The organism is Schaalia odontolytica (assembly GCF_002847525.1).
GTDB classification, from domain to species: domain Bacteria; phylum Actinomycetota; class Actinomycetes; order Actinomycetales; family Actinomycetaceae; genus Pauljensenia; species Pauljensenia odontolytica_B.
Window position 1 is genome coordinate 1 of the sequence record NZ_PKKM01000004.1, and the last position, 19,843, is coordinate 19,843.

Here is a 19,843-nt window from a genome sequence, read left to right on the forward strand (position 1 = left end):
GCCGACGCTACCTCAGCCTCGATGTCCTCACCAAATCACGACTCACACCCCAACCCACCCAACAGGAGGACACCACACTCAAACTCACCGCATAACCCACTCCGAAGGACACAAAACGATTACACCACTCCACAGGACTTGACCCCGACCGAAGACAACAACCTTTATCGTTGACTTCTACCCGCGCAGCGGGATCATTAAGGCCATCCGTGAGGCGTGAGCCGAACGCCCCCCGGCAGTTTTCTGAAAGCAGGAGGAATTGAGCATGTATCCGCGTCGTTCGCGTTTCTCCCCTGAGATACGTCCGGGCAACGCTCGGCAACAGCTCAGCATGACCATATGGGCCTGCGTGTTTCTCGCGTCCATAGTCGTCATGTTCGCTGCGTTTGTTCTGTCCGGTAATTTCGGTGTCCGTGAGTTGGTCTGTGTGATGATCGGCTCTGGCGCAGCGGTTGTCCTCGGCATCTGCTGCTTTGTCGCCCTCCCAACGCTCGTTCGCGCAATGCGCGATGCGCTGCAGGGACCGGGCGACAGCCGCCCAGCAATCGGTACATTCATCATGATTGCTGCCGCAGCACTCATCGGAACGACTATGGTCGTCATGGGAGGCGGGGCCTTCGCAGAAGGCTACGAAGACGCCCGTACCGGCCCCCAGACGAAGGCCGTCACAAGCTGCGAAAGATTCCGTACTGAGACCGAGCGAGGGCGTCGTGGCAGCACATACTACCGCAACTATTTCACTCTCCATTTTGACGACGGAAAGTCGCGTCGCTTCGAGATCAGGACGGACACGAAAGACGAGTTCGCACAGCCGACGAGCCCCTACTATGCCCTCTATCAGGCCTGTGTCGTCCGCCCTTTCACAACGTCTATCGTCGTCGACGTCTACCCGCGCAGCGGGATCATTAAGGCCATCCGTGAGGCGTGAGCCGAACGCACCCCGGCCTCGTCAATCCCAAACACGTCAGTGAGACCATGAGCAACCAGTCCCCCTTCTTTCCCTCGAGCGGTTTCCCCAGCCACGGCCAGGCCTCATCGTTTCTCGGGCACATGCCGCGGCTCTCGACGCGCGCGAACCTGATCGCGTTCGTCGTCATCGGTTTCTTCGGCACCATTGCCTACGCCTTCGCGTCGCTCGGCAAGTACGTGCACTTCGGGTTCTGGCGGCTCGTGTGGGTGGCCGCATGGTGCACCATTGGCCTGATTGCCGCGATCGCGTGCGTGCTCCTCTGTACCTATCTGCGCAGGCGTGGGTGCCGCGCGCAGGCCGGAGGGAACGCATCCTCCGGCAAGCTCTACGCCATTGTCACAATCGCGGTGGGTGTTATCGGAACCGTCGTCGTTGTTGTCTCGGGTGTCTACGGGATCGCCGTGATCCGGGACTTCGTGGAGGGGCCACACACGATGAAAGTCACCTCGTGTCAGCTCACCCAGAAGGAGCACTACAAGTCATCGGACGATTACAGCAAGGTCATCGACTACTACGACAATCACTTCGCCATGACCCTGGAGGACGGGACAACGCGCACACTCACGCTCGAGACCGAGAGCTCCGATGACCTCGCCAAGGAGGGCGGTGTCTCTCAAACCATCTACGAGACCTGCAAGGCGCGTTCCGGCGCGACTTCCCTGACCGTCGATGTCTACAGCCACAGCTGGATCATCGTCGACGCGCGGGTGAAATGAGCGGCACATGACCAAGGAGAAAACCACCACCCGCGAGAATCTGCTCGTCTGCGCAATCATCATCGCTTTCATGTCCCTCAACATCGTCTTAGGGTCCTTCTTCTCACCTCGCTCATGGGCACCGGCCGTCGTCACCGCAGCGGCCTCCTATCTGATTATCTTCATCGTGGTCGCAGCCGCCGCCGGCATCCGATTCCTGTACAGGGATTGGAAGACGCCTCCCCGCCACGGCGTCGGCCACCCATCTGCGACACTGCCCGCGAACCTCACTGGGCCTACCCCGACCCCTGCCCGCGCCCAGGCGGCCAGCCGCGAGCGCCCGGCCGCTCCCACACCGCCCGGCAATTTTGCGACCATCGACGGTGCCATCAGCTACGCGCAGCAATCCGGCTTTTCCATCATCAACCTGTTCGCCGAGCACACGCCGCTCAACGACTTCCGCGAGGCCGTGGGCGCGGAAATCATCTACCTGGTTCTCTCCCACATCGCCGAGCTCGACAAGAACGCCTCGGTCACCGTCACCGGGTCCGCGATGGACGGGGCGCTGACGCTGACCATCAGCGCCCTCACGCCTGAGGCATCCGTCCTGGGCGCGCGTCGCATGGGTGAGATCCGTGCCCTCATCGATAGCGTGAGCGGTAGTGTTGAGACTAACGAGCAGGTAGGTGCCTGGTCGCTCACCGCGCACATACCCGCCGCGGAGGACACACCTGCCTAGCCACGGCCTCGTCGATCCCAACCACCAAGAGAGACCATGAAGCCCTCCGACGCCCTCCCAGCCCCGTCCGGCGAACCTATCCAGGTCGACCCTCCGCTTTCTGCGAGCGGAGCCGGGACGACTCCCGTCACCAACGGCACATCGTCCCACGGCGCTGCGCCCACGTCCTCGAGGCTCTCCAGCGGCCAAGGAACCCGAGCATCGACGCCAACTCAAAAGGCCAGCCCCCTCGCTCTCTTTGTGGGTTTCTCGCTCGCAGCGTTGTTTCTGATCTTCTTTGTGTCCGCCGGCGTCTTCAACGCGCTCTTTCAAAGCGGTCTCGAGGCCCTGGTCTGGACACTCGTCAAGTCCCTCGCTGCACTGATCGCGGCGTTTCTCTGTTTTCCCTTCCGAGCGCTCAAACAGTTTCTGGAACGGGAGCTTCGGGGTGAGGCTCACGTCGAGGAGCCGTCCACACGCCAGGGCATGCGTGTCATTGCGGGCATCGCCGGAGTCGCGCTGTGCTTGTACGGGCTGGTCACCGGAGTACCCGCGGTCATCGATGCCGCAGTAGGTCCCCAACCCAAGGCAGTGTCCTCGTGTCATTTCTCGGAGAACCAGATCACCCAGAAGACTCGTCGATACGGGACCCGCACCTCCTACGACAATATCTTCGAGCTCACCTTCGAGGATGGCACGTCGCATACGACAACGCTGACAACCTCCGGCAGAAACGATATCGGGGGTAAGCCGGGCGTGGGCACCGATCTCCTCAGAGCCTGCGCACATCGTTCTCCCGACAAGATAACGGTGTACTACTACCCCTTCACGTGGATCCTCGCGGACGTGCGAATCGACGACTAGTCGCCGCACGGTCCCCGGCCTCGTCCAGGTCTGCCCCATCTGAGAAGGTCCCTATGAGCAACGATTTCTCCCCATACCTCTCTCAGCCCCCGGCGGCCCGGGAGCCACTCTCCCCCAGTACAGCGGCGCGGGTGTCACCGACGAACGTGTTCGCGACGCCCCCGCCCCCGCGCACGCCAGAAGGCCCCTCGAGGGGAAGGGCTCGCGGTATCGTCGCGCTTGTCATCACTGTATTCATCAGCGAGTGCATGGCGATCTTCCTGTGGGTAAGCACCACGACCTATGGCTTCACCAGGATCCTGTCGCTCGCGTTGGCATACAGTGTTGCGTTCCGGATCATGTTCGTGTGTCTGGCAGCGATCATCTGGCAGCTGCCCCGCTTTCGACGGGCCCGTCGGGCAGGATCGGCATCCGGCCATCGCAAGCGGCCCGCAGCCCTCGCGTTGTCGGTCTTCCTCCTCGTTCCGAGCGCATACATTGCTCTGGCCCACGGAACGCCCGTCGTCGTTGACCTCATAACGGGGCCTCGCACCGTCACCGTGTCCTCCTGCACCCACGAGATGCGTACGCACCAGATTAAATTTGTAGACTACCGAGGCAGACCGACGTTCAGTCGAGAATTCACGATGACTCTTCCCGACGGAACCACCCGTCAAACAGTGATCGGGCTTCGCCAGTTCGGGCATGCCGCTGAGATCGAGAAACCTCTGTTCGAAGCGTGCGTCAGGCATGACGGGGAGACCTCGATGACACTCGACGTCTACTACCGTTCCTGGGTGATTAGCGGCGCCAGGCTGGACTGACGAGGCTCGCCGTCTCTCCGTCCGCACGTACGCTTCGGTTGCTTCTCGTCTTCGTTCAACGAAGCCGTGAACCGGGGCGTGAAACGGGTCGGCTCACACCTGGGTGAGATGCGCGCCCTCATCGAGGCCGTGAGCGGTAGTGTGGAGACCGACGAGCAAGTCGGCGCTTGGTCGCTCACCGCGCACCCGGATCCTCCCGGAAGCGCACCCGTTCCCGAGGAAACACCCTAGGCTCGTCGTCACGCACCCGTCCGACAGGTAGCAGCCATGAGCAATCAATACCCTTATCTCTCCCCCTACGATCCGTCCACTGACGGCAGTCAACCCGCCAACCAGCCGCAGGTGCCGCAGCCGCAAGCGGGCGACGCGCAGCCTTCCTTGCCGCCGCTGTCATACCAGGGCTGGGAATACCAGGGGTCCCCATACGGGGAGGCGTATGCCGCGTCGTCCGACGCCGACGAGGTCTCTCAGAGTGTTCCTTCCCCCACCGATCCTTCCGGCGAGGACACAGCACCGAAGAAGCACACGGGGTGGTGGCTTCTCCTCCTGCTCGTGGGACTCCCCGTCGGCATGGTCTTCTATTTCTTCGGCGAGATGTTCGACTTTGGCACGGAACGGATCGTCTGGACCCTCATCAAGTGCGCCGTCGCGCTCGTCTTCGCCCTCGCCACGATCCCCCTCTATGCTGGTGCACGGCGCAATGCCCTCATGGCGAGCGCACGGGGCGACGAGAAACTGGCACAAACACGGCAGCTCGGCAAGGTCATGGCATCTCTCTTAGGCCTCGGGCTGTGCTTATACGCGCTGTCGAACGGCGTTCCCGCGGTGCTTGACGTCGCCGACGGCCCACACACCGTCACGGTCACGTCATGCAGCTTCGACCAGTACAAGACGAGTCGGTCACGCGCCCGCGGCGGCACCTCGACCGTGTATAAGAACCAGTTCATCATGACGTTTGAGGATGGCTCGACCCACACGCAGACCGTTGAGACGGACAGCAAGGATGAGATTGCGAGGCAAGGGGACGTGACGGCCGTCCTCTACGAGGCCTGCGCCCTGCGCTCCGGCAACGCAACCATGACCATCGGTTACTACACGCATTCGAGGGTCGTCGCGAGCGCGAGGATCAACAACTGATCGGTCCGCCCGCACGCGCGGCAGGCCCGCGCACGGGCCCCGGCCTCGTCCCCAACCTCTGCAACCCGAGAAAGACCCCATGTCACGCACCCCCGCTTCCTCTCCTCGTCGGGCGTCCTCACCCGCGCAAGGCCCGACAGGCGCAGGCGTCCTCAAGAAGGTCGCCACCGCCATCGGGGCCGTCCTCATGGCTCTGGTCATTGCTGCCATTTCCCTCTTCTGGTTCATCGGAGATCACACGGATTTCGGCCGCGAGCGCGTCGTGTGGAAAGCGCAGGCCTGCGGCGTTGGGCTCGTCCTCGTCGCCGGGCTCCTCATCGCGTGCGCGTTCGCGTACCTCGGCGTTTGGCGGGCCAAGCGCGACGTCGATATTGAGAAGTACAACCAGCGTTCCTTCGGCATCGTCGTCCTGTGCGTCACCGCGTTATTCGTGGGATTCCAGTCGATCAGCCGCGGCCTTCCCGCCTTCCGCGACCTGAAGGAGGGCGCCACCACCGTCACCGTCACCTCGTGCAGCTTCGAGCAGATGCCGCGGTCAAACTCGAAGACGCGCACTGATCGTGCGCCCGACAACGGATGGGACAACACCTTCACGATGACCCTCGCTGACGGCACCAAGCGCGCCACGGTCATCGAAACAGACAACGCTGACGACATCGCCTCGCGCAGCGGTCTCACGGGCGTCCTCTACGAGGCCTGCGCTCGGCGCTCCGGGTCCGCCTCCATGACCATGGAGGTCTACCCCCACACGTGGTCCATCGTCGATGCACGCATCGACTGAGACTGCCGCCTCCCGCCGCTCGGTAGTGTGCCATTGGCGCGCACGTCCCTCGCCCAATCGGCCCCTGGTGTGCGAGCCTCGACTAGTCGTATCGGTACCGGGCGACGCGGGGTTGCCTGCAACCGTCGTCCTCGATCAACGAAGCCGTGAAACGGGTCGTCTCACGCCTGGGTGAGGATCCCCGAGATGAAGCGCGCGCTGTGGTCGAGGGCGGCCTCGGCCTCGGGAATGACGGGGACTGAGAGCACGTAGACGTGGAATCCATCCGGCTCCACGCGCAGGCGCACGTCCACGCCAGCGCGAGCCGCCTTGCGGGCGAACTCGATCGCGTCTGGGCCCAAGATATCCGCGTCACCCTGGAAAATCCGCATCGGCGGCAGTCCCGACGGGTCACCAAAAAGGGGGCTGACCCGCCAGTCTGCGGGGTCCAGATCGCCCGCCCACGCGCGGCCCGCCCACTCCAGTCCGGGCGCGCGCAGGATCCTATCGCGGCCCTGCACCTCCTCAATCGCCGGGTTCGTCATGGTGACGTCCACCCACGGCGCGTACAGGACGAGGCCATCCACCTGGCGGTTGCCCGCGTCGCGTCGCTGCATGGCGAGGGAGAGCGCCAGGCCGCCACCCGCCGAGTCGCCGAAGACGATGACGCGACCGAACTCGGCCTGCGCCTCGTCGATGATGGGCTGGACGAAGTCGAACGCTTCGGTCGCGGTGTGCTCGGGGGCAAGGGGGTAGTCCGGAATGATGACGGGCAGGCCCGTACGGTCGATGAGGCCCTCAACGATGCCCCACTGGCCGTCAACCAGCGGGAAGAGGTAGGCACCGCCGTGCAGGAAGATGAGGGCACCACCCGAGCGCAGGCCCTGCTTCGGGAACACGCGGGTCACGCCTTTGTTGCTCGTCGCCGTGAAACGCGCTCGCATCGACGCGGGCATGGGGTGCTGCTGCGGGGCGTGCGCCGCCATGTCGCGCGCGGATTCCTCGGTGTGCAGCGCGGGAGGCGTGAGCCCCTTGCGGGCGTGAACGAGACGCATCTGGAGGGACATGGAGCCTCTTTCGCTCTGGCGGATCAACAAACGGTTTCTGTTCGCATCGGGACGCACCCGCGCGCCAACAGGTACCAGGATACGCTGCGTCCGCCCATCCTCACCCATCGCAGGGATTCTTCGCCACTGCCCCAGGAGTGTGAGTCCGGCACCCCGCAGGGGCACGAGTCCGGTGCCTTCCACGCCGAAGTCGAAGGCTTCTGCACTTCTCACGGAAGTTCGAGGCGCCCGGTTGTATCAGGATCTGACACGAGCACATCGGCCGATATCCGGATGCTCGTCCAAGTGTCGCGCGCACGTATTCGGCTCGCTGGAAATTGTGGAGTTGGCTTGTGGATAGGAAACGTTGTTCTGGATAGGAACTAGTTATCTGGATAGGTTATTAAGCTATCCAGAACGCAATAACCTATCCAGATTTCCGTTTCCTATCCAGATGGTGCGTGAGGCTCCTCCTCGTTGTTCTCTATGGGGCGTTCCTCACTCCAACAGCGTGCAATCAGATATCTGCTCCCTCACACACCCCATCGCTAACAGCTCTCCGCGCGCGTCCGCCCTCATCCTGACAGGCAACTCCCGACACCTCACTCCTCGCCGTTATGCACAGGGGCACAGAGAGAGACCCGGTTATCCACAGGCCTTCCTTTTCGACTACCCCCAACTCGAAGCTCTGTTCGAAGCTGGATACATGAACCAGGTACCTGTTGTCGTCACGGATGTCTTACAGACACCAAAGAGCCAAGCGCATTCGCCCGTCACCGTACGCATCATGCGCGGCATTGCAGCTGCTATCCCACTCCATCCAGACGAGTCAACTCCTTGGGAAATATGGAACGCAGTTGCCCTCGCCCGAATCCATGCAGTGAATGCCTCCCTGCAACACCAAGCACTGTACGTAGGACGTAGCTGCCTTCTACTCAACGGAATTCAGGGATGGTCCGCTAATCCACAGATAACCATCTACAGGCCAACAAGACGATCCACTTCCCGACTTCCAGCGTGTTCGGTCGGCTCAACGACAGTACCCGAAACAGGTGTCACCTGTTCCAGCATCCCTCCACTCTCTGAGGAACGCAGACGCACTAACGGATTGGAAACGGAACACCCGTACGATGCACTCATCCGTTGCGTTCAGCAAGAGGAACCATTGGAGGCTTTCGTCCTCGGATGCATGGCACTGCATAAGTGGAGCAAATTTTCAATGTTTGAGCAGATGGAATCACGTGAACGGGCAGAGGAAATCCGCGTAGCGCTCCTCAAGCGCCTCGAACGCTCCCCCACGAAAAGAGGACTGCGCCGAGCACGCGCCATTCTTCGCGCGATTGATCCTGGATGCGAAAATCCTGCTGAAGCAGCCTTGCTTTGGCTTGTGCGCTCGATCAGCCCATTCCCATCACTGACTCAAGTGCACATCGAGGTCCGGGGCCGTCACTATTACGCAGATATTGTCATCGCAGATGTTCGAATCATCATTGAATTTGACGGCATCGGAAAACTAGGCGACAACCAATCCGATCTTACGCGCGCAAAACGGGAGTGGATCCGCAGGGATCAGGATCTTCGCGATGCAGGGTGGAACGTTATTCGTGTCAGCTGGCCGGACTACAACGACTGGGAGGATCTACGGTTGAGGCTCATGAGAGCGCTAGGGCGTACGAGCTCATCACTCGATCATCGCCTTCTATGGAGCCCTCCCACCGAGCGCTGTGATGGGCGAAATAGACGTTTCCGGATCGGACGCACCCCACAACGAGTTCATGTTCTGGATAGGAAACAGCGTATTGGATAGGTTATCGCGTTCTGGATAGCTTAATAACCTATCCAGATACGTGGTTCCTATCCAGATGCGTGGTTCCTATCCAGAACGAGGGCCGGTGGATTGACACCACCCATAGACGGGCTACTCACGCCACCACGAGCATCCTCAACACCAGCCCAGCACACGGACAACCTATCCGCATGCACGGGTGCGCGATCACGCTCTGCAGCGAAGGATAGCCTCGCACCCCGTTTTGATGGGCTGCAGGGACGCAAGCAAGCGTCACGTGCCCACCACAGGGCACGCCACCAAGCAGCGTGCACCCAGCACACTGCGCTCGCCCCTCGCGCACCGTTTTGCTGCGCTGCGAGGCCACGAACCATGCGTTGCACGCCCCAGACACGGCGCACGCCTGGTCCCGCACCCGCGCGCCTCGCGCGGCCGCACCTGGTCCCCACCACCCGCGCATACAAAACGCGTATACAAAACGCGCCCGGACCAACCGGTCCGGGCGCGCAACGTATTCGGCTCAGGCGTTAGGACGCTTGCCGTGGTTCGCGCCGTTCTTACGACGATCGCGACGCTTACGACCCCGCTTCGACATGTCATTCTCCTTGGGTTTGTTGTCTAGACTGAAGCATTTTTGCACACATTGGCCCAAACCACCAAGGCACAGGCCGTTCGCGGCGACGAAGGTCACCGAAAAACGGGCGGCAACCCCGACCTCGTCAGCCGGCGTCACGCCACGCGGCCGCGCGTTGTCGCAGCGCGCTTAGCGCCAGGTGACGGACACGCTGGTGATTGAGGCGACGACGCGGGCACGCAGCGCATCCGAGGCCTGCTCGGTCTCGTAGCAGCCGCGCATGAGGGCGCGCACGTGGCGTTCCGCGTCCAGGGCATCGGTGCAGTGCGCGCAGGTGGCGACGTGCTTGATCATGAGGGCGCGGGCGCGGGCATCAGGCCCGGGTACGGATCCGGCGTCGATGAGGCCGCTGCGGCGGTCGCACTCCTCGCAGTCGATCAGTTCGTACAGGGCGTCCTGAACATCCTGGCAGGTGATGTGCGTGGTCACTTGGCTCCTCCGATCCCGTATTCCGCGGCGACGTCGGCCAGCGCGGAGCGCAGGTTCTTGCGCGCCCGGTTCAGTCGGCTCATGACGGTCCCCATGGGAACTCCTAGTTCTTCGGCGATTTCCTTGTAGCTCATACCCTCAACGTCAGCCATGAGAACAACCATCCGGTGTTCCTCTGAGAGCGAATCGAGGGCGTCGCGCAGCTGCGAGGAGGGCAGCGCCTCGAGGGCCTCGACTTCCGCAGACTTGAGGCCGACCTCCGAGTGGGAGGCGGCGTCGGCCAGCTGCCAGTCCTCGACGGTGTCGCTGGAGGCGCGCTTGGGCGAGCGCTGCGCCTTGCGGTAGCTGGTGATGTAGGTGTTGGTGAGGATCCGGTACAGCCAGGCCTTGATGTTGGTGCCGGGCTGATACTGGTGGAACTTCTGGTAGGCCTTGAGGTACGTCTCCTGAACCAGGTCCTCGGCGTCGGCTCGGTTGCGGGTCATACCCAGGGCCGCGCCGAAGAGTTGGTTCATGAGGGGCATCGCTTCGTCCATGAAGCGGGCCTCGAGCGTGGCGCCGTCCGGGGTGGACGAGGCCGGGGCAGGCTCGGGTGCCTGCGGCGTCGGTGAGGGGGTTGTCGTATCCATCGCGTCCCAGCGTAGTCGCGCGGGCATGCGGCGCGACTGGGAGTGGGCGATGAGTGGTCATACTGAGGGCAACGCCTCACGCCCCTCTTTATTCCACAACCCCCACTAACTGTGCGTTGCGCCACTTTCATCCCGTTGTTTGGGAGTAGCCGGGCCGTTCGGCTTCCCCCGAGGGCAAAGGTGTCGAACAATAGGGGTATGAATCTGCTGCGCGTTGTTGCCCGTCCCCTGCTCGCCGCCCCGTTCATCGCTGACGGGGTTGATGCCCTCATGCATCCGCATTTCCACGTGGAGCGCGCCGCGGGCGTTCGTCCTCTCATCAACAAGGCGACCGACGCGGTCGGCCTGGAGCCGCTCACGGATCAGCAGCTGGCTGTCGCGACCCGTGTGACGGGCGCGGTGACGGTTGTCGCGGGCCTGCGTTTCGCGTTGGGCCGCAAGCCCCGCGTGGCCGCCCTGACCCTGGCTGCAATCGGCGCGCCGATGGCCCTCGTGAACGCTCCCCTGCCCGGCACGACGCGAGGCCTGTCCAAGGAACAGATCAAGCGCCGCCGCTACCGCACGCTGAATAAGGCGGGTCTGGCCGCCGGCGTCCTTCTCGCGTCGACGGACCGCGTCGGACAGCCCTCGGCCCTCGTCGCCCACGCGATGCGCCGCGACCAGCGCCGCGCGATCGCTGCGGCCGAGGCCGCCGTCGTGGAGCGTCTGACCGGCACCGCTTCGTGAGCGCGCCCTGGCCCGCTCCCCTGGCCACCTCCCCCGTGGATGCCACGGTCGAGGTGCCGGGCTCGAAGTCGATCACGGCACGTGCCCTGTACCTGGCGGCCGTCGCCGATTCTCCCTCCGTCATTCGCGGTGCCCTGGACGCGCGCGACACTCGCCTGTTCGCGGCTGCTCTGGAGGTGATGGGCGCGCGCGTCGAGGACGAGGGCGCGGGCACGCTGCGCGTCACCCCGATGGAGCTTCCGCCGCGCGGCGGTCGCATCGAGTGCGGCCTGGCCGGCACGGTCATGCGTTTCCTGCCTCCCCTAGCGGCGCTGTCGCCCGAAGAAACGCTCTTCGACGGGGACGAGCAGGCCTACGCGCGCCCGCTCGGCCCGCTCCTGGACACCCTGGTACGCATGGGCGCGACGGTCACCTATCACGGTGAGCGCGGGCACCTGCCCTTCACGATCCAGGGCCCGATCCACACGCCGCTGGGCGCGCAGGCCTGGGTGGACTCCTCGTCCTCTTCGCAGTTCCTGTCCGCCCTGCTGCTCGTCTCTCCCCTGGTCGGCGATCCCCTCTTCGTGTCGGCTCCGGGCATCGTCCCGTCGATGCCGCACGTGGAGATGACGCTGGCGTCCCTCGCGGGCGCGGGCATCGACCTGGAGGTCGTGGACGAGGGCCGCGCGAACCTTTCCACCTGGCACATCTTCCCGTCGCGCCCCCTCGGCGGCGACATCACCGTCGAGCCGGACCTGTCTAACGCCGGTCCCTTCCTGGCCGCCGCAATGGTGACGGGCGGGCGCGTGCGTATCCCGGCGTGGCCGGGGGAGACGACGCAGGCGGGCGACGCCTGGCGCGCACTGCTGGGCCACATGGGCGCGACTATCACCCTGGACGAGGAGGGCCTGACCCTGAGCGGTCCGGGCGCCGGCAACTACCCGGGCATCAAGGCGACCATGGCCGAGGTCGGAGAGCTGACCCCCACCCTGGCCGCGATCTGCGCCTACGCCTCGACTCCCTCGCACCTGAGCGGGATCGCGCACCTGCGCGGACACGAGACGGACCGCCTAGCGGCGCTGGTCGCCGAGATCAACCGCGCGGGCGGGCAGGCCGAAGAGACCGAGGACGGCCTGATCATCACGCCGCGCCCGCTCCACGCCGCGCAGATCCGTTCCTACGCGGATCACCGCATGGCGACCTTCGGCGCGGTCCTGGGCCTCATCACGCCCGGCATCACGGTCGACGACATCGCGTGCACCTCCAAAACCCTGCCCACCTTCGAGGCCATGTGGGCCACGCTCGTGAGCGAAAACGGTCAGGGAAGCACCCCGCCTGCCCCGGCCTCGTTGATCGAGGAGGAACAGTGATGGCCCGCCGCGACACCGGGACCGACGACCCGCGCGTGCGCGTGCGCGCCGGCAAGGGCTCGCGCCCGCGTACGAAGGACCGGCCTGACTGGTCCTCTAAGCCGCTTGGCCGCATCATCGGCATCGACCGTGGCCGCTACCAGGTGAGCCTGGAGGCTGACGGCACCCGCGTGGTCGCCGTGCGCGCCCGCGAGCTGGGCCGCGGCTCCGTCATCATGGGCGACCGCGTGCGCCTGACCGGCGACCTGTCCGGGCGCCCCGACACGCTCGCGCGCATCGTCGCCGTCGAGGAACGTTCCTCGGTGCTGCGCCGCTCCCTCGAGGACGCGCCGGATCAGCGCGGCGAAAAGGCTATCGTCGCGAACGCGGACATGATGTGCATCGTCGTGGCGCTGGCGGATCCGCCGCCGCGCACCGGCATGATTGACCGTTGCTTGGTCGCGGCCTTCGAGGCAGGCCTGGACCCCGTCCTCGTGCTGACGAAGGCGGACCTGGCCAGCGCGGACGAGCTGATCGCCGCCTACGAGGACTTCGACGTGCGCGTCGTGCTCACGAGCGCCGAGGCCGGGGAGTCCGATCCGGGCGTCGCCGAGCTGCGGGACCTGCTGGCCGGCCACTGGTCGGTGCTCGTGGGGCATTCGGGGGTCGGGAAGTCCACGCTCATCAACCTCCTGGTGCCGGGCGCGGGCCGGGCGACGGGCCACGTCAACGAGGTGACGGGACGCGGGCGCCACACCTCCACGTCCTCGGAGGCCTTCGAGCTGGACGAGGGCGGCTGGATCGTGGATACGCCCGGCGTGCGTTCTTTCGGGCTGGGGCACGTGAGCGTCGCCGACGTGCTCGGTGTCTTCCCGGACGTCGCGGAGGCGGCCGCCTGGTGCCTGCCGCTGTGCTCGCACGGCGAGGAGGAGCCCTCGTGCGCGCTTGACAGTTACGCGCGAGCCACCGGTCCTTTCGCCCTCGACGAGGCCGGGGATGAGGATGCGGATCAGGTGCGCTCCGAGCGCGCTTCCCGTGTGGCGTCGGTGCGCAGGCTCCTCGAGGCCGTGGCGACGGCGGAGGCCGCCAGCAAGGCGGCTCGGTAAGCAAAAATGTGTGCCGAAAGGCCTTGACAGCGCTCCCCCTGCGTGGACAATGAGGATATAGCGATGGTCGCTATCTCTGGTTCACAAGGTCGTGATCGCTATGTCCACCATTGAGTCTCTCTTTATCGGCAACACTGCGGGGCTTTCGCGTGGCGACAAGGCCCTCCGCTACTTCTTCTTCGCGCTGTTGATCGGCACAGTAGTCTATTCGATTGGCGGCACCTTTTTCGGGATAGACAATCGGCTCAGGGACTACACGCTTGCTGCGGCGGTGGCGGGCCTCGCTTCTCAAATGCCAGGATATTCGCGCGCGATTCCTGGCGCTCATCCTGTCCTTCGAGCCTGCGAGTGGGCGGTGATGGGTTGCGCCCTCGTATGCACCGCCGCTGTCATCGTCGGCGATATCACGGACGGGGGCGTCGACCCCGAACCCTACAACACACCATGGAACGTTGCCATGGGGGCCGTGTTCGTTGCCCTCTGTTTCTATACGATTCTCCTCGTCTCCAAGGAGCGTGCACGCCGACGCGGGCTTCTTCCCCCCGCCCGCTAGACACGCAGACAGGCGCCCACGGCGAGAGTCCGCGGTGAGGGTGCCCCTCGCCCGCTAGCTGGCGAGGGGTGGCTGCCTCGTGCCGCGTCCCACTAGAGTGGTGGGCATGTCGAATCCCGAAAACTCTTCCCCGGAGCGCCCTGACAGCGAGCAAATGATCCGCGTTGTCTTCATTGTTGCTCTCATCGCCATCGTGTTTCTCATGGTGTACTCATTCACCGAACTTGGCCGTTTGAGGACTTCTTCCTTCACGTTGGCTGTCTGCGCGACCACCTTTGGCATGCAGCTGCCGGGATCTGCGCGCAAAATTTACGCGCCAACCCGTGCTAACTTCGTTGTCGAGCGCATCGGCCTCGTCTGCGCGGGTCTGTGCGTCATCACAGCAATGGTGAGCGCATTCGTGCCGCGCACGGGCGAGATGACGGCCTACCGCCACTCAATGATGACGACTTCCGTCCTGGCCATCGTCACCATGGTGATCTTCTTCTACCTACGCCGCAAGGCCCGCTAACCGCACCGCGCAGCGCGGCCCCGCGCGCCGGGCGGCACTCAGCGCTGGAAGCGGCGCACGAAGTTTTGGAGCACGAGGCGCGAGGGATCCGTGTCCACGGTCGCGACCTGGGCGCGGATCGCCTCGGCCTTCTCCACCGGGTAGTAGCGGCCCGCGTACTGGTCGATGCGCACGTTGACACCCTCGAGGTCCATCTCGGGGTGGAACTGGGTCGCCCACGCCGCCTCGCCCACGCGCACCATCTGGATCGGGGTGTCATCCCCGGCCAGGAGAACCTGCATGCCCGGGGCCAGCTCGCGCACGGCCTCGTGGTGGCCGACGTATGAGTGGAAGCGGTCGGGCGTGCCCTCCAGGAGGGGGTCTTCGCGCCCCGCGTCGGTCTTCGTCAGCGCGATGCCGCTGATTTCCTCGCCGTGGTGGGTGTCGATGACGCCGCCCAGGTGCAGGGTGAGGGTCCCCAGCCCGTAGCACAGTCCCAGGATCGGGAAGGATTCGCCCAGCGCCCGGTCGTAGAAGGACCGCAGCCACGCCTCGGCGCGCACCTGGCGTTCTTCCTTCAGGTGGTCGTCGGCGTTCGCATCCCACGGGGACCCGCAGATAAACGCACCCGAGTACTCGGACAGGTCGAGGTCGGGCAGTTCCCTCTCCATGCGTACCTGGCGGACCTGGTCGGGGGTGAGTCCCGAGAAACGAGGCAGGTCGGCACACTCGGCGGCCAGGACGGGGCCGTCGTCGCGCGAGGTCAGCATGAGGAAGGGCTTGGTCATGCCCACCATGCTATCGACTACCTGCGCGCATGCAGAAGGTGTCCGCCTTCCAAGCGTGTGTGACGGACGCAGATGTGGGCGCCCTCTGCCACACTGGGAGCATGTTGATTCTGCACACCTCCGACTGGCACCTGGGACGCACCCTGCACGGCGCGTCCCTGGGCGACAGCGCGGACGCGTTCATCGAGTGGTTGGTGGCCCTGGTGCGTGAGCGCGGCGTGGACGCCGTGCTCATCTCGGGCGACGTGTTCGACCGCGCGGTCCCGCCCGTGGATGCGCTCGCGCGGATGCGCCGCGCCCTGCGCGAGCTGACGGAGATCACGACGGTCATCCTGACCTCGGGAAACCACGATGGGGCGGCGCGCCTGGGGCTTTTCGCCGACATGCTGACCCCCTCGCTGCACGTGGTGACGGACCCCGAGGCGATCGGCACGCCCGTCGAGGCCGGGGGCGCCCTCGTCTACCCGATGCCCTACCTGGAGCCCGACCTCGTGCGCCAGAGCCTGTCGGACCTGCCTGTGCGGGGCGAGGACGACCTGCCCGCTCCCCTGCCCCGCTCCCACCAGGCGGTCCTGGCGGCCGCCCTGCGCCGGGTGCGCGCGGACCTTTCGGACAGGCGCGACGCGGGCGACGAGCGTCCGGCCATCGCGATGCCGCACGCCTTCGTGACGGGCGCCCAGGCCTCGGACTCCGAGCGCGACATCCAGGTGGGCGGCGTGCCCTCCGTATCGGCAGACCTGTTCGACACCCTCGGGGCTGAGGAGCCGCTGGCCCACGGCCTGGACTACGTGGCCGCCGGGCACCTGCACCGCCCGCAGGACATCTCGGGCGCATCCGTCCCGATCCGCTACGCGGGCTCCCCCATCGCGTATTCCTTCTCCGAGGCCGGGGCCGCCAAGTCGATCACCCTCGTAACCACGGACGCCACCTCGGTGACAGACATCGAGGTGGTTCCCATCCCGACGCTGCGCGCCGTCGCGGTGCTCGAGGGAACCATGGATGAGCTGCTCGCGGATCCCGACGAGGCCACCACGGCCTCGTACCTGTCGATCACGGTTACGGACGACGCGCGCCCCGAGCGCATGGTTCCGCGTATACGCGAGGTCTACCCGCACGCCCTCGTCGTCGTACACCGACCCTCCCAGGCCCCCTCGCTGGCTCCCGCGATGGCCGTGCGCGCATCCCGCGATCCGCGTGAGGTCACGGAGGAGTTTTACGAGGCCGTGGGTGGGCGGGCGCTGAGCGCTCAGGAGCGCGAGCTTGCCCTGGACGTGTGGTCGGCGCTTCGAGGAAAGGACATGCAGTGAAGATTCGGTGGCTGCGTATCACGGGCATCGGCCCCTTCGCGGGCGAGCACACGGTCGACTTTTCGGCCTTCGAGGACTCGGGCCTGTTCCTGCTGGACGGGCCGACGGGCGCGGGAAAGTCCACGCTCATCGACGCGATCACCTTCGCCCTATACGGCGACGTGGCGCGCACGAAGGACGCATCGAAGGACCGGCTGCGCTCCAACCACATTTCGGATTCGGATCCGTCGGAGGCGGACCTGGTGTTCGAGGTGGCGACGGGCATCTACCGCGTGACGCGTACGCCCGCGTACACCCCGTCGGGCAAGAAATCCCAGCGTAATTCGAAGTCGACGCTCACTCGCGTCGTGGAGGACCCGGACGCTCCGGACGGGTGGCGCACGGTCGAGCCGATCGCGTCAGGTCCGCGCGACGTGGGCTACGAGATTCCGCGCATTGTCGGTCTGGATAAGGACCAGTTCCTGCAGACGATCGTCCTCCCGCAGGGCAAGTTCTCCCAGTTCCTCAACGCCACGTCGGATGCTCGCGAGCAGATTCTACGCGACATTTTCGACACGCAGATCTACGTGGACTTCACGAAGGCTCTCGTCGATGCGGCTGCCTCGTCGAAGCGCGGCATCGAGGAGCGGCGCCTCGCCGCCGTTGGCGCTTTCGAGCGCGTGCGGTCGCTGGATGACGCCCTGAGCGAGGACGCGCACACGGATGCACCCAGCGCGCAGGAGCGCTCAGCCGAGATCGAGGAGGCCGCTCAGTTGGATGCGGGCGCAGAGGATTCCAGCGCCGTGACGCGCTGGGCCGAGGAAGCATGCAATCGCGCGCGAGAGGCGCACGCGCAGACCCTGCGCGTTGCCGAGGCGGCCACGGCAACCGCGCGGGAGGCTTCCCGTGCCCTGTCCGAGGGGCGTGCCCTCGCTGAGGCCCAGGCGGAGCACGCGCGCGTCAGCGCGACGCTCGCCGAGCTCACCGCGTCGGAGGAAGCAATCGCATCCGACCGTGAGCTCGCGGGGCAGGCCCGCCGAGCGCTGGCCGTGGCGCCCCTCGACGCGGCCGAGGTCTCGGCACATGCTCGCTTGGAGGCCGCGGGAGACCAGGTCGCGGCCCTGTCCCCCGCCCTCGGAGACGAAGATTCCATCGATCCCTCCTCCCTCACACCCGAGACCGTGTCCGCTCTCGGCGAGCGGGCGCAGGACCTGCGCGACGAGGCGACGCGCACGCGCGGCTCGCTCGAGGAGGCCCTGGCCGTCGAGCGTTCGCTGCCCGAAGCACGCGCCCAGATCGAGTTGCTGCGCTCCCAGCGCGAGCAGGCATCTGCGCGCATCGCGTCCATCGAGGCCGAGCGCGAGGAATTGCCCCTCGCGATTCAGCAAGCCACCGAGGCCCTGCGCCTCATGCGAGCGGATGCCGACACGCTGCCCGAGGCCGCGTCCGCGCTGCGTGCCATCAACGAGCGACTGGACGCCTCCATGCAGGCGGATCTGCTGCGCTCGGCCCTCCTCGGCGCATCGGACGAGCTGCGCGAGGCCACGGTCACCGCAAAGCTCGCGAACGCCGCGGCGGCGGACGGCCACGACCTGTGGATCGCGCAGAGCGCATCGGCGCTCGCACGCGAACTCGAAGAGGACATGCCCTGTCCCGTGTGCGGGTCCACCGCTCACCCCGCTCCCGCACCTGCCGCGGACGGGGAGATCACGCGCGAGCAGGTCGCGGAGCTGGACCAGGCGCGAGACCGCGCGGAGGGTGCGCTCCGAGATGCGCAGGCTCGCCACCAGGATCTCGTACGCCGTATCGCCCAGCTCAACGAGGTGGCCGGCGCCCCCACTCCGACTCTCGAGACCGAGCGGGATCGGGCCGCCGAACTCGTTGCGAAGCTCGAGGCTCTCAGCCCGCAGATCACAGAGATCGAGGCGGCCCTCGCGCAGGAGCGAGCCCGCCTCGATGGACTGACGGATGCCCTCGCGAGCGCCCGAGAGGCCGCCGCGTCCCTCGCCTCCACCCTGCAGGAGCGCGAATCCGCCCTGGCTGCGGCTGTGGCTCGCGTGGAGACTGAGCGCGCCGACTTCGCCTCCCTCGATGCGCGCGCGGCGCACCTGGATGAGCGCGCACACCGGGCGGCGGCCTTGGCCGGGGCCTGCGCCGATTGGGCTAACGCCCGCGCTGCGCTCGCACAGGCGCGCCACGCCCTTGCGGATGCGCTGACGGAACAGGCCCTCGAGGCGGACTCGTGGCGCGCGCTCCTGCTTCCTCTTCCCCAGGTCGAGGCTCTCGAGGCGCGCGTGGCCGCGCACGAGAAGGCGATCTTCGCGGCACACGAAGCTCTTGCTTCGGAGCGCCTCACCCGCGCGACAGCAGCGTCCGCACCGGACCTTGAGGCTCTCACCGAGAGCGCCCGCAAGGCCGAGGAGGACGCCGCTGCAGCTTCCCGAGCCTCGGGCATTCTCGAGCAGCACTGCGCGCAGCTCGACGCCGCCCACGCCTCGCTCGAAGATGCGTTGGAGGCACTCGCGCGCGCCCGGGAGCAGGCCGGCCCCATCCGCCGCCTCGCAGACATTGCCGCCGCGTCCGGTCCCGAGAACCTGGCCTCCACTCCCCTGTCGGCGTGGGTGCTCATCGCGCGACTAGAGGAGGTCCTGGCGGCCGCGAACCCGCGCCTGACGGCAATCTCGTCGGGACGCTACGAGCTCGTGTCCGTCCCCGACGACGGCACCGCCTCGCGTAAGTCCGGCCTCGGCCTGGCAATCATCGATCACGATACGGACGCGCTGCGCAGCCCGCGCACGCTGTCGGGCGGGGAAACGTTCTACACATCCCTCGCGCTGGCGCTCGGCCTCGCGGACGTCGTCTCAGCCGAGGCCGGAGGCGTCGAACTGCGCACGATGTTCATCGACGAGGGCTTTGGCTCGCTGGATTCGCACACGCTGAGCCTGGTCATGGCGCAGCTCCAGGCGCTGCGCTGCGCGGGCCGAACGGTCGGCGTCATCTCACACGTGGAAGAGATGGCGACCCAGATCGCGGATCAGATCCAGGTGCGGCCTCTGCCGGAGGGTGGATCGACCCTCAGCGTGCGCGCATAGGCG

General features: G+C 65.9%; 21 protein-coding genes. 16 read left to right on the forward strand and 5 right to left on the reverse strand.

Features of this window, described 5'->3' with window-relative positions; all coding sequences use genetic code 11:
• The first annotated feature begins 265 nt into the window (after nucleotides 1-265).
• The 8 genes from CYJ22_RS03155 to CYJ22_RS03185 all read left to right on the forward strand — a co-directional run bounded on the left by CYJ22_RS03155 (nucleotide 266) and on the right by CYJ22_RS03185 (nucleotide 5,968).
• On the forward strand, nucleotides 266-928 hold the full coding sequence (locus CYJ22_RS03155) for a hypothetical protein (protein WP_101601028.1): 663 nt from the start codon (nucleotides 266-268) through the stop codon (nucleotides 926-928).
• A gap of 47 nt (nucleotides 929-975) precedes the next feature.
• Complete coding sequence (locus CYJ22_RS03160) at nucleotides 976-1,686, forward strand: hypothetical protein (protein WP_243390442.1); 711 nt, start codon at nucleotides 976-978, stop codon at nucleotides 1,684-1,686.
• 7 nt (nucleotides 1,687-1,693) lie between these two features.
• Nucleotides 1,694-2,404, forward strand: a complete 711-nt coding sequence (locus CYJ22_RS03165) for a hypothetical protein (RefSeq protein WP_009053982.1) — start codon at nucleotides 1,694-1,696, stop codon at nucleotides 2,402-2,404.
• Nucleotides 2,405-2,644: 240 nt separating this feature from the next.
• A complete protein-coding gene (locus CYJ22_RS03170; protein ID WP_207760500.1) occupies nucleotides 2,645-3,247 on the forward strand; it encodes a hypothetical protein in 603 nt (200 codons plus the stop codon).
• 248 nt (nucleotides 3,248-3,495) lie between these two features.
• A complete protein-coding gene (locus CYJ22_RS03175) occupies nucleotides 3,496-4,050 on the forward strand; it encodes a hypothetical protein (RefSeq protein ID WP_101601035.1) in 555 nt (184 codons plus the stop codon).
• Between the two features lie 78 nt (nucleotides 4,051-4,128).
• On the forward strand, nucleotides 4,129-4,281 hold the full coding sequence (locus CYJ22_RS10155; protein ID WP_165782117.1) for a hypothetical protein: 153 nt from the start codon (nucleotides 4,129-4,131) through the stop codon (nucleotides 4,279-4,281).
• Between the two features lie 36 nt (nucleotides 4,282-4,317).
• Nucleotides 4,318-5,187, forward strand: a complete 870-nt coding sequence (locus CYJ22_RS03180; RefSeq protein WP_101601037.1) for a hypothetical protein — start codon at nucleotides 4,318-4,320, stop codon at nucleotides 5,185-5,187.
• 79 nt (nucleotides 5,188-5,266) lie between these two features.
• Nucleotides 5,267-5,968 carry a hypothetical protein gene (locus CYJ22_RS03185; protein WP_101601040.1) on the forward strand — a complete coding sequence of 234 codons (702 nt, stop codon included), beginning with the start codon at nucleotides 5,267-5,269 and terminating at the stop codon, nucleotides 5,966-5,968.
• 161 nt (nucleotides 5,969-6,129) lie between these two features.
• On the opposite strand, the gene CYJ22_RS03190 is transcribed toward CYJ22_RS03185, so the two are convergent.
• Nucleotides 6,130-7,014 carry an alpha/beta hydrolase fold domain-containing protein gene (locus tag CYJ22_RS03190; RefSeq protein WP_101601043.1) on the reverse strand — a complete coding sequence of 295 codons (885 nt, stop codon included), beginning with the start codon at nucleotides 7,012-7,014 and terminating at the stop codon, nucleotides 6,130-6,132.
• 1,168 nt (nucleotides 7,015-8,182) lie between these two features.
• Here CYJ22_RS03190 and CYJ22_RS03195 point away from each other — a divergent pair.
• Entirely contained in the window at nucleotides 8,183-8,800 is a 618-nt protein-coding gene (locus tag CYJ22_RS03195; protein ID WP_243390443.1) for a hypothetical protein, read from the forward strand.
• A gap of 499 nt (nucleotides 8,801-9,299) precedes the next feature.
• On the opposite strand, the gene CYJ22_RS10435 is transcribed toward CYJ22_RS03195, so the two are convergent.
• The 3 genes from CYJ22_RS10435 to CYJ22_RS03205 form a co-directional block, all read right to left on the reverse strand.
• A complete protein-coding gene (locus tag CYJ22_RS10435) occupies nucleotides 9,300-9,374 on the reverse strand; it encodes a 50S ribosomal protein bL37 (RefSeq protein ID WP_370465157.1) in 75 nt (24 codons plus the stop codon).
• Between the two features lie 168 nt (nucleotides 9,375-9,542).
• Nucleotides 9,543-9,842 (reverse strand): anti-sigma factor, encoded by a 300-nt coding sequence (locus CYJ22_RS03200; protein ID WP_101601047.1) that lies wholly within the window; start codon nucleotides 9,840-9,842, stop codon nucleotides 9,543-9,545.
• Nucleotides 9,839-10,471 (reverse strand): sigma-70 family RNA polymerase sigma factor, encoded by a 633-nt coding sequence (locus CYJ22_RS03205; protein WP_101601049.1) that lies wholly within the window; start codon nucleotides 10,469-10,471, stop codon nucleotides 9,839-9,841. The genes CYJ22_RS03200 and CYJ22_RS03205 overlap by 4 nt, the downstream gene beginning before the upstream one ends.
• Before the next feature lie 198 nt (nucleotides 10,472-10,669).
• Here CYJ22_RS03205 and CYJ22_RS03210 point away from each other — a divergent pair, with 198 nt between their 5' ends.
• From CYJ22_RS03210 to CYJ22_RS03230, 5 genes are all read left to right on the forward strand, one after another.
• On the forward strand, nucleotides 10,670-11,197 hold the full coding sequence (locus CYJ22_RS03210) for a DoxX family membrane protein (RefSeq protein WP_101601052.1): 528 nt from the start codon (nucleotides 10,670-10,672) through the stop codon (nucleotides 11,195-11,197).
• Entirely contained in the window at nucleotides 11,194-12,546 is a 1,353-nt protein-coding gene (aroA, locus tag CYJ22_RS03215; RefSeq protein ID WP_101601054.1) for a 3-phosphoshikimate 1-carboxyvinyltransferase, read from the forward strand. The genes CYJ22_RS03210 and aroA overlap by 4 nt, the downstream gene beginning before the upstream one ends.
• Nucleotides 12,546-13,631 carry a ribosome small subunit-dependent GTPase A gene (gene rsgA, locus CYJ22_RS03220; protein WP_101601056.1) on the forward strand — a complete coding sequence of 362 codons (1,086 nt, stop codon included), beginning with the start codon at nucleotides 12,546-12,548 and terminating at the stop codon, nucleotides 13,629-13,631. The genes aroA and rsgA overlap by 1 nt, the downstream gene beginning before the upstream one ends.
• A gap of 100 nt (nucleotides 13,632-13,731) precedes the next feature.
• The gene (locus CYJ22_RS03225) at nucleotides 13,732-14,184 is read left to right on the forward strand and encodes a hypothetical protein (protein WP_101601295.1); all 453 of its coding nucleotides are present in this window, start codon (nucleotides 13,732-13,734) and stop codon (nucleotides 14,182-14,184) included.
• 106 nt (nucleotides 14,185-14,290) lie between these two features.
• Entirely contained in the window at nucleotides 14,291-14,695 is a 405-nt protein-coding gene (locus CYJ22_RS03230) for a hypothetical protein (protein ID WP_034497384.1), read from the forward strand.
• Nucleotides 14,696-14,733: 38 nt separating this feature from the next.
• Here CYJ22_RS03230 and CYJ22_RS03235 read toward each other — a convergent pair whose 3' ends face one another.
• The gene (locus tag CYJ22_RS03235) at nucleotides 14,734-15,462 is read right to left on the reverse strand and encodes a glutamine amidotransferase-related protein (RefSeq protein ID WP_101601298.1); all 729 of its coding nucleotides are present in this window, start codon (nucleotides 15,460-15,462) and stop codon (nucleotides 14,734-14,736) included.
• A 101-nt stretch (nucleotides 15,463-15,563) separates the two neighbouring features.
• On the opposite strand from CYJ22_RS03235, the gene CYJ22_RS03240 reads away from it, so the two are divergent.
• Both CYJ22_RS03240 and CYJ22_RS03245 read left to right on the forward strand, forming a co-directional pair.
• Nucleotides 15,564-16,769, forward strand: coding sequence for an exonuclease SbcCD subunit D (locus CYJ22_RS03240; protein WP_165782118.1), 1,206 nt, complete (start codon nucleotides 15,564-15,566; stop codon nucleotides 16,767-16,769).
• The gene (locus tag CYJ22_RS03245; protein WP_101601059.1) at nucleotides 16,766-19,840 is read left to right on the forward strand and encodes an AAA family ATPase; all 3,075 of its coding nucleotides are present in this window, start codon (nucleotides 16,766-16,768) and stop codon (nucleotides 19,838-19,840) included. The genes CYJ22_RS03240 and CYJ22_RS03245 overlap by 4 nt, the downstream gene beginning before the upstream one ends.
• Nucleotides 19,841-19,843: the final 3 nt, after the last annotated feature.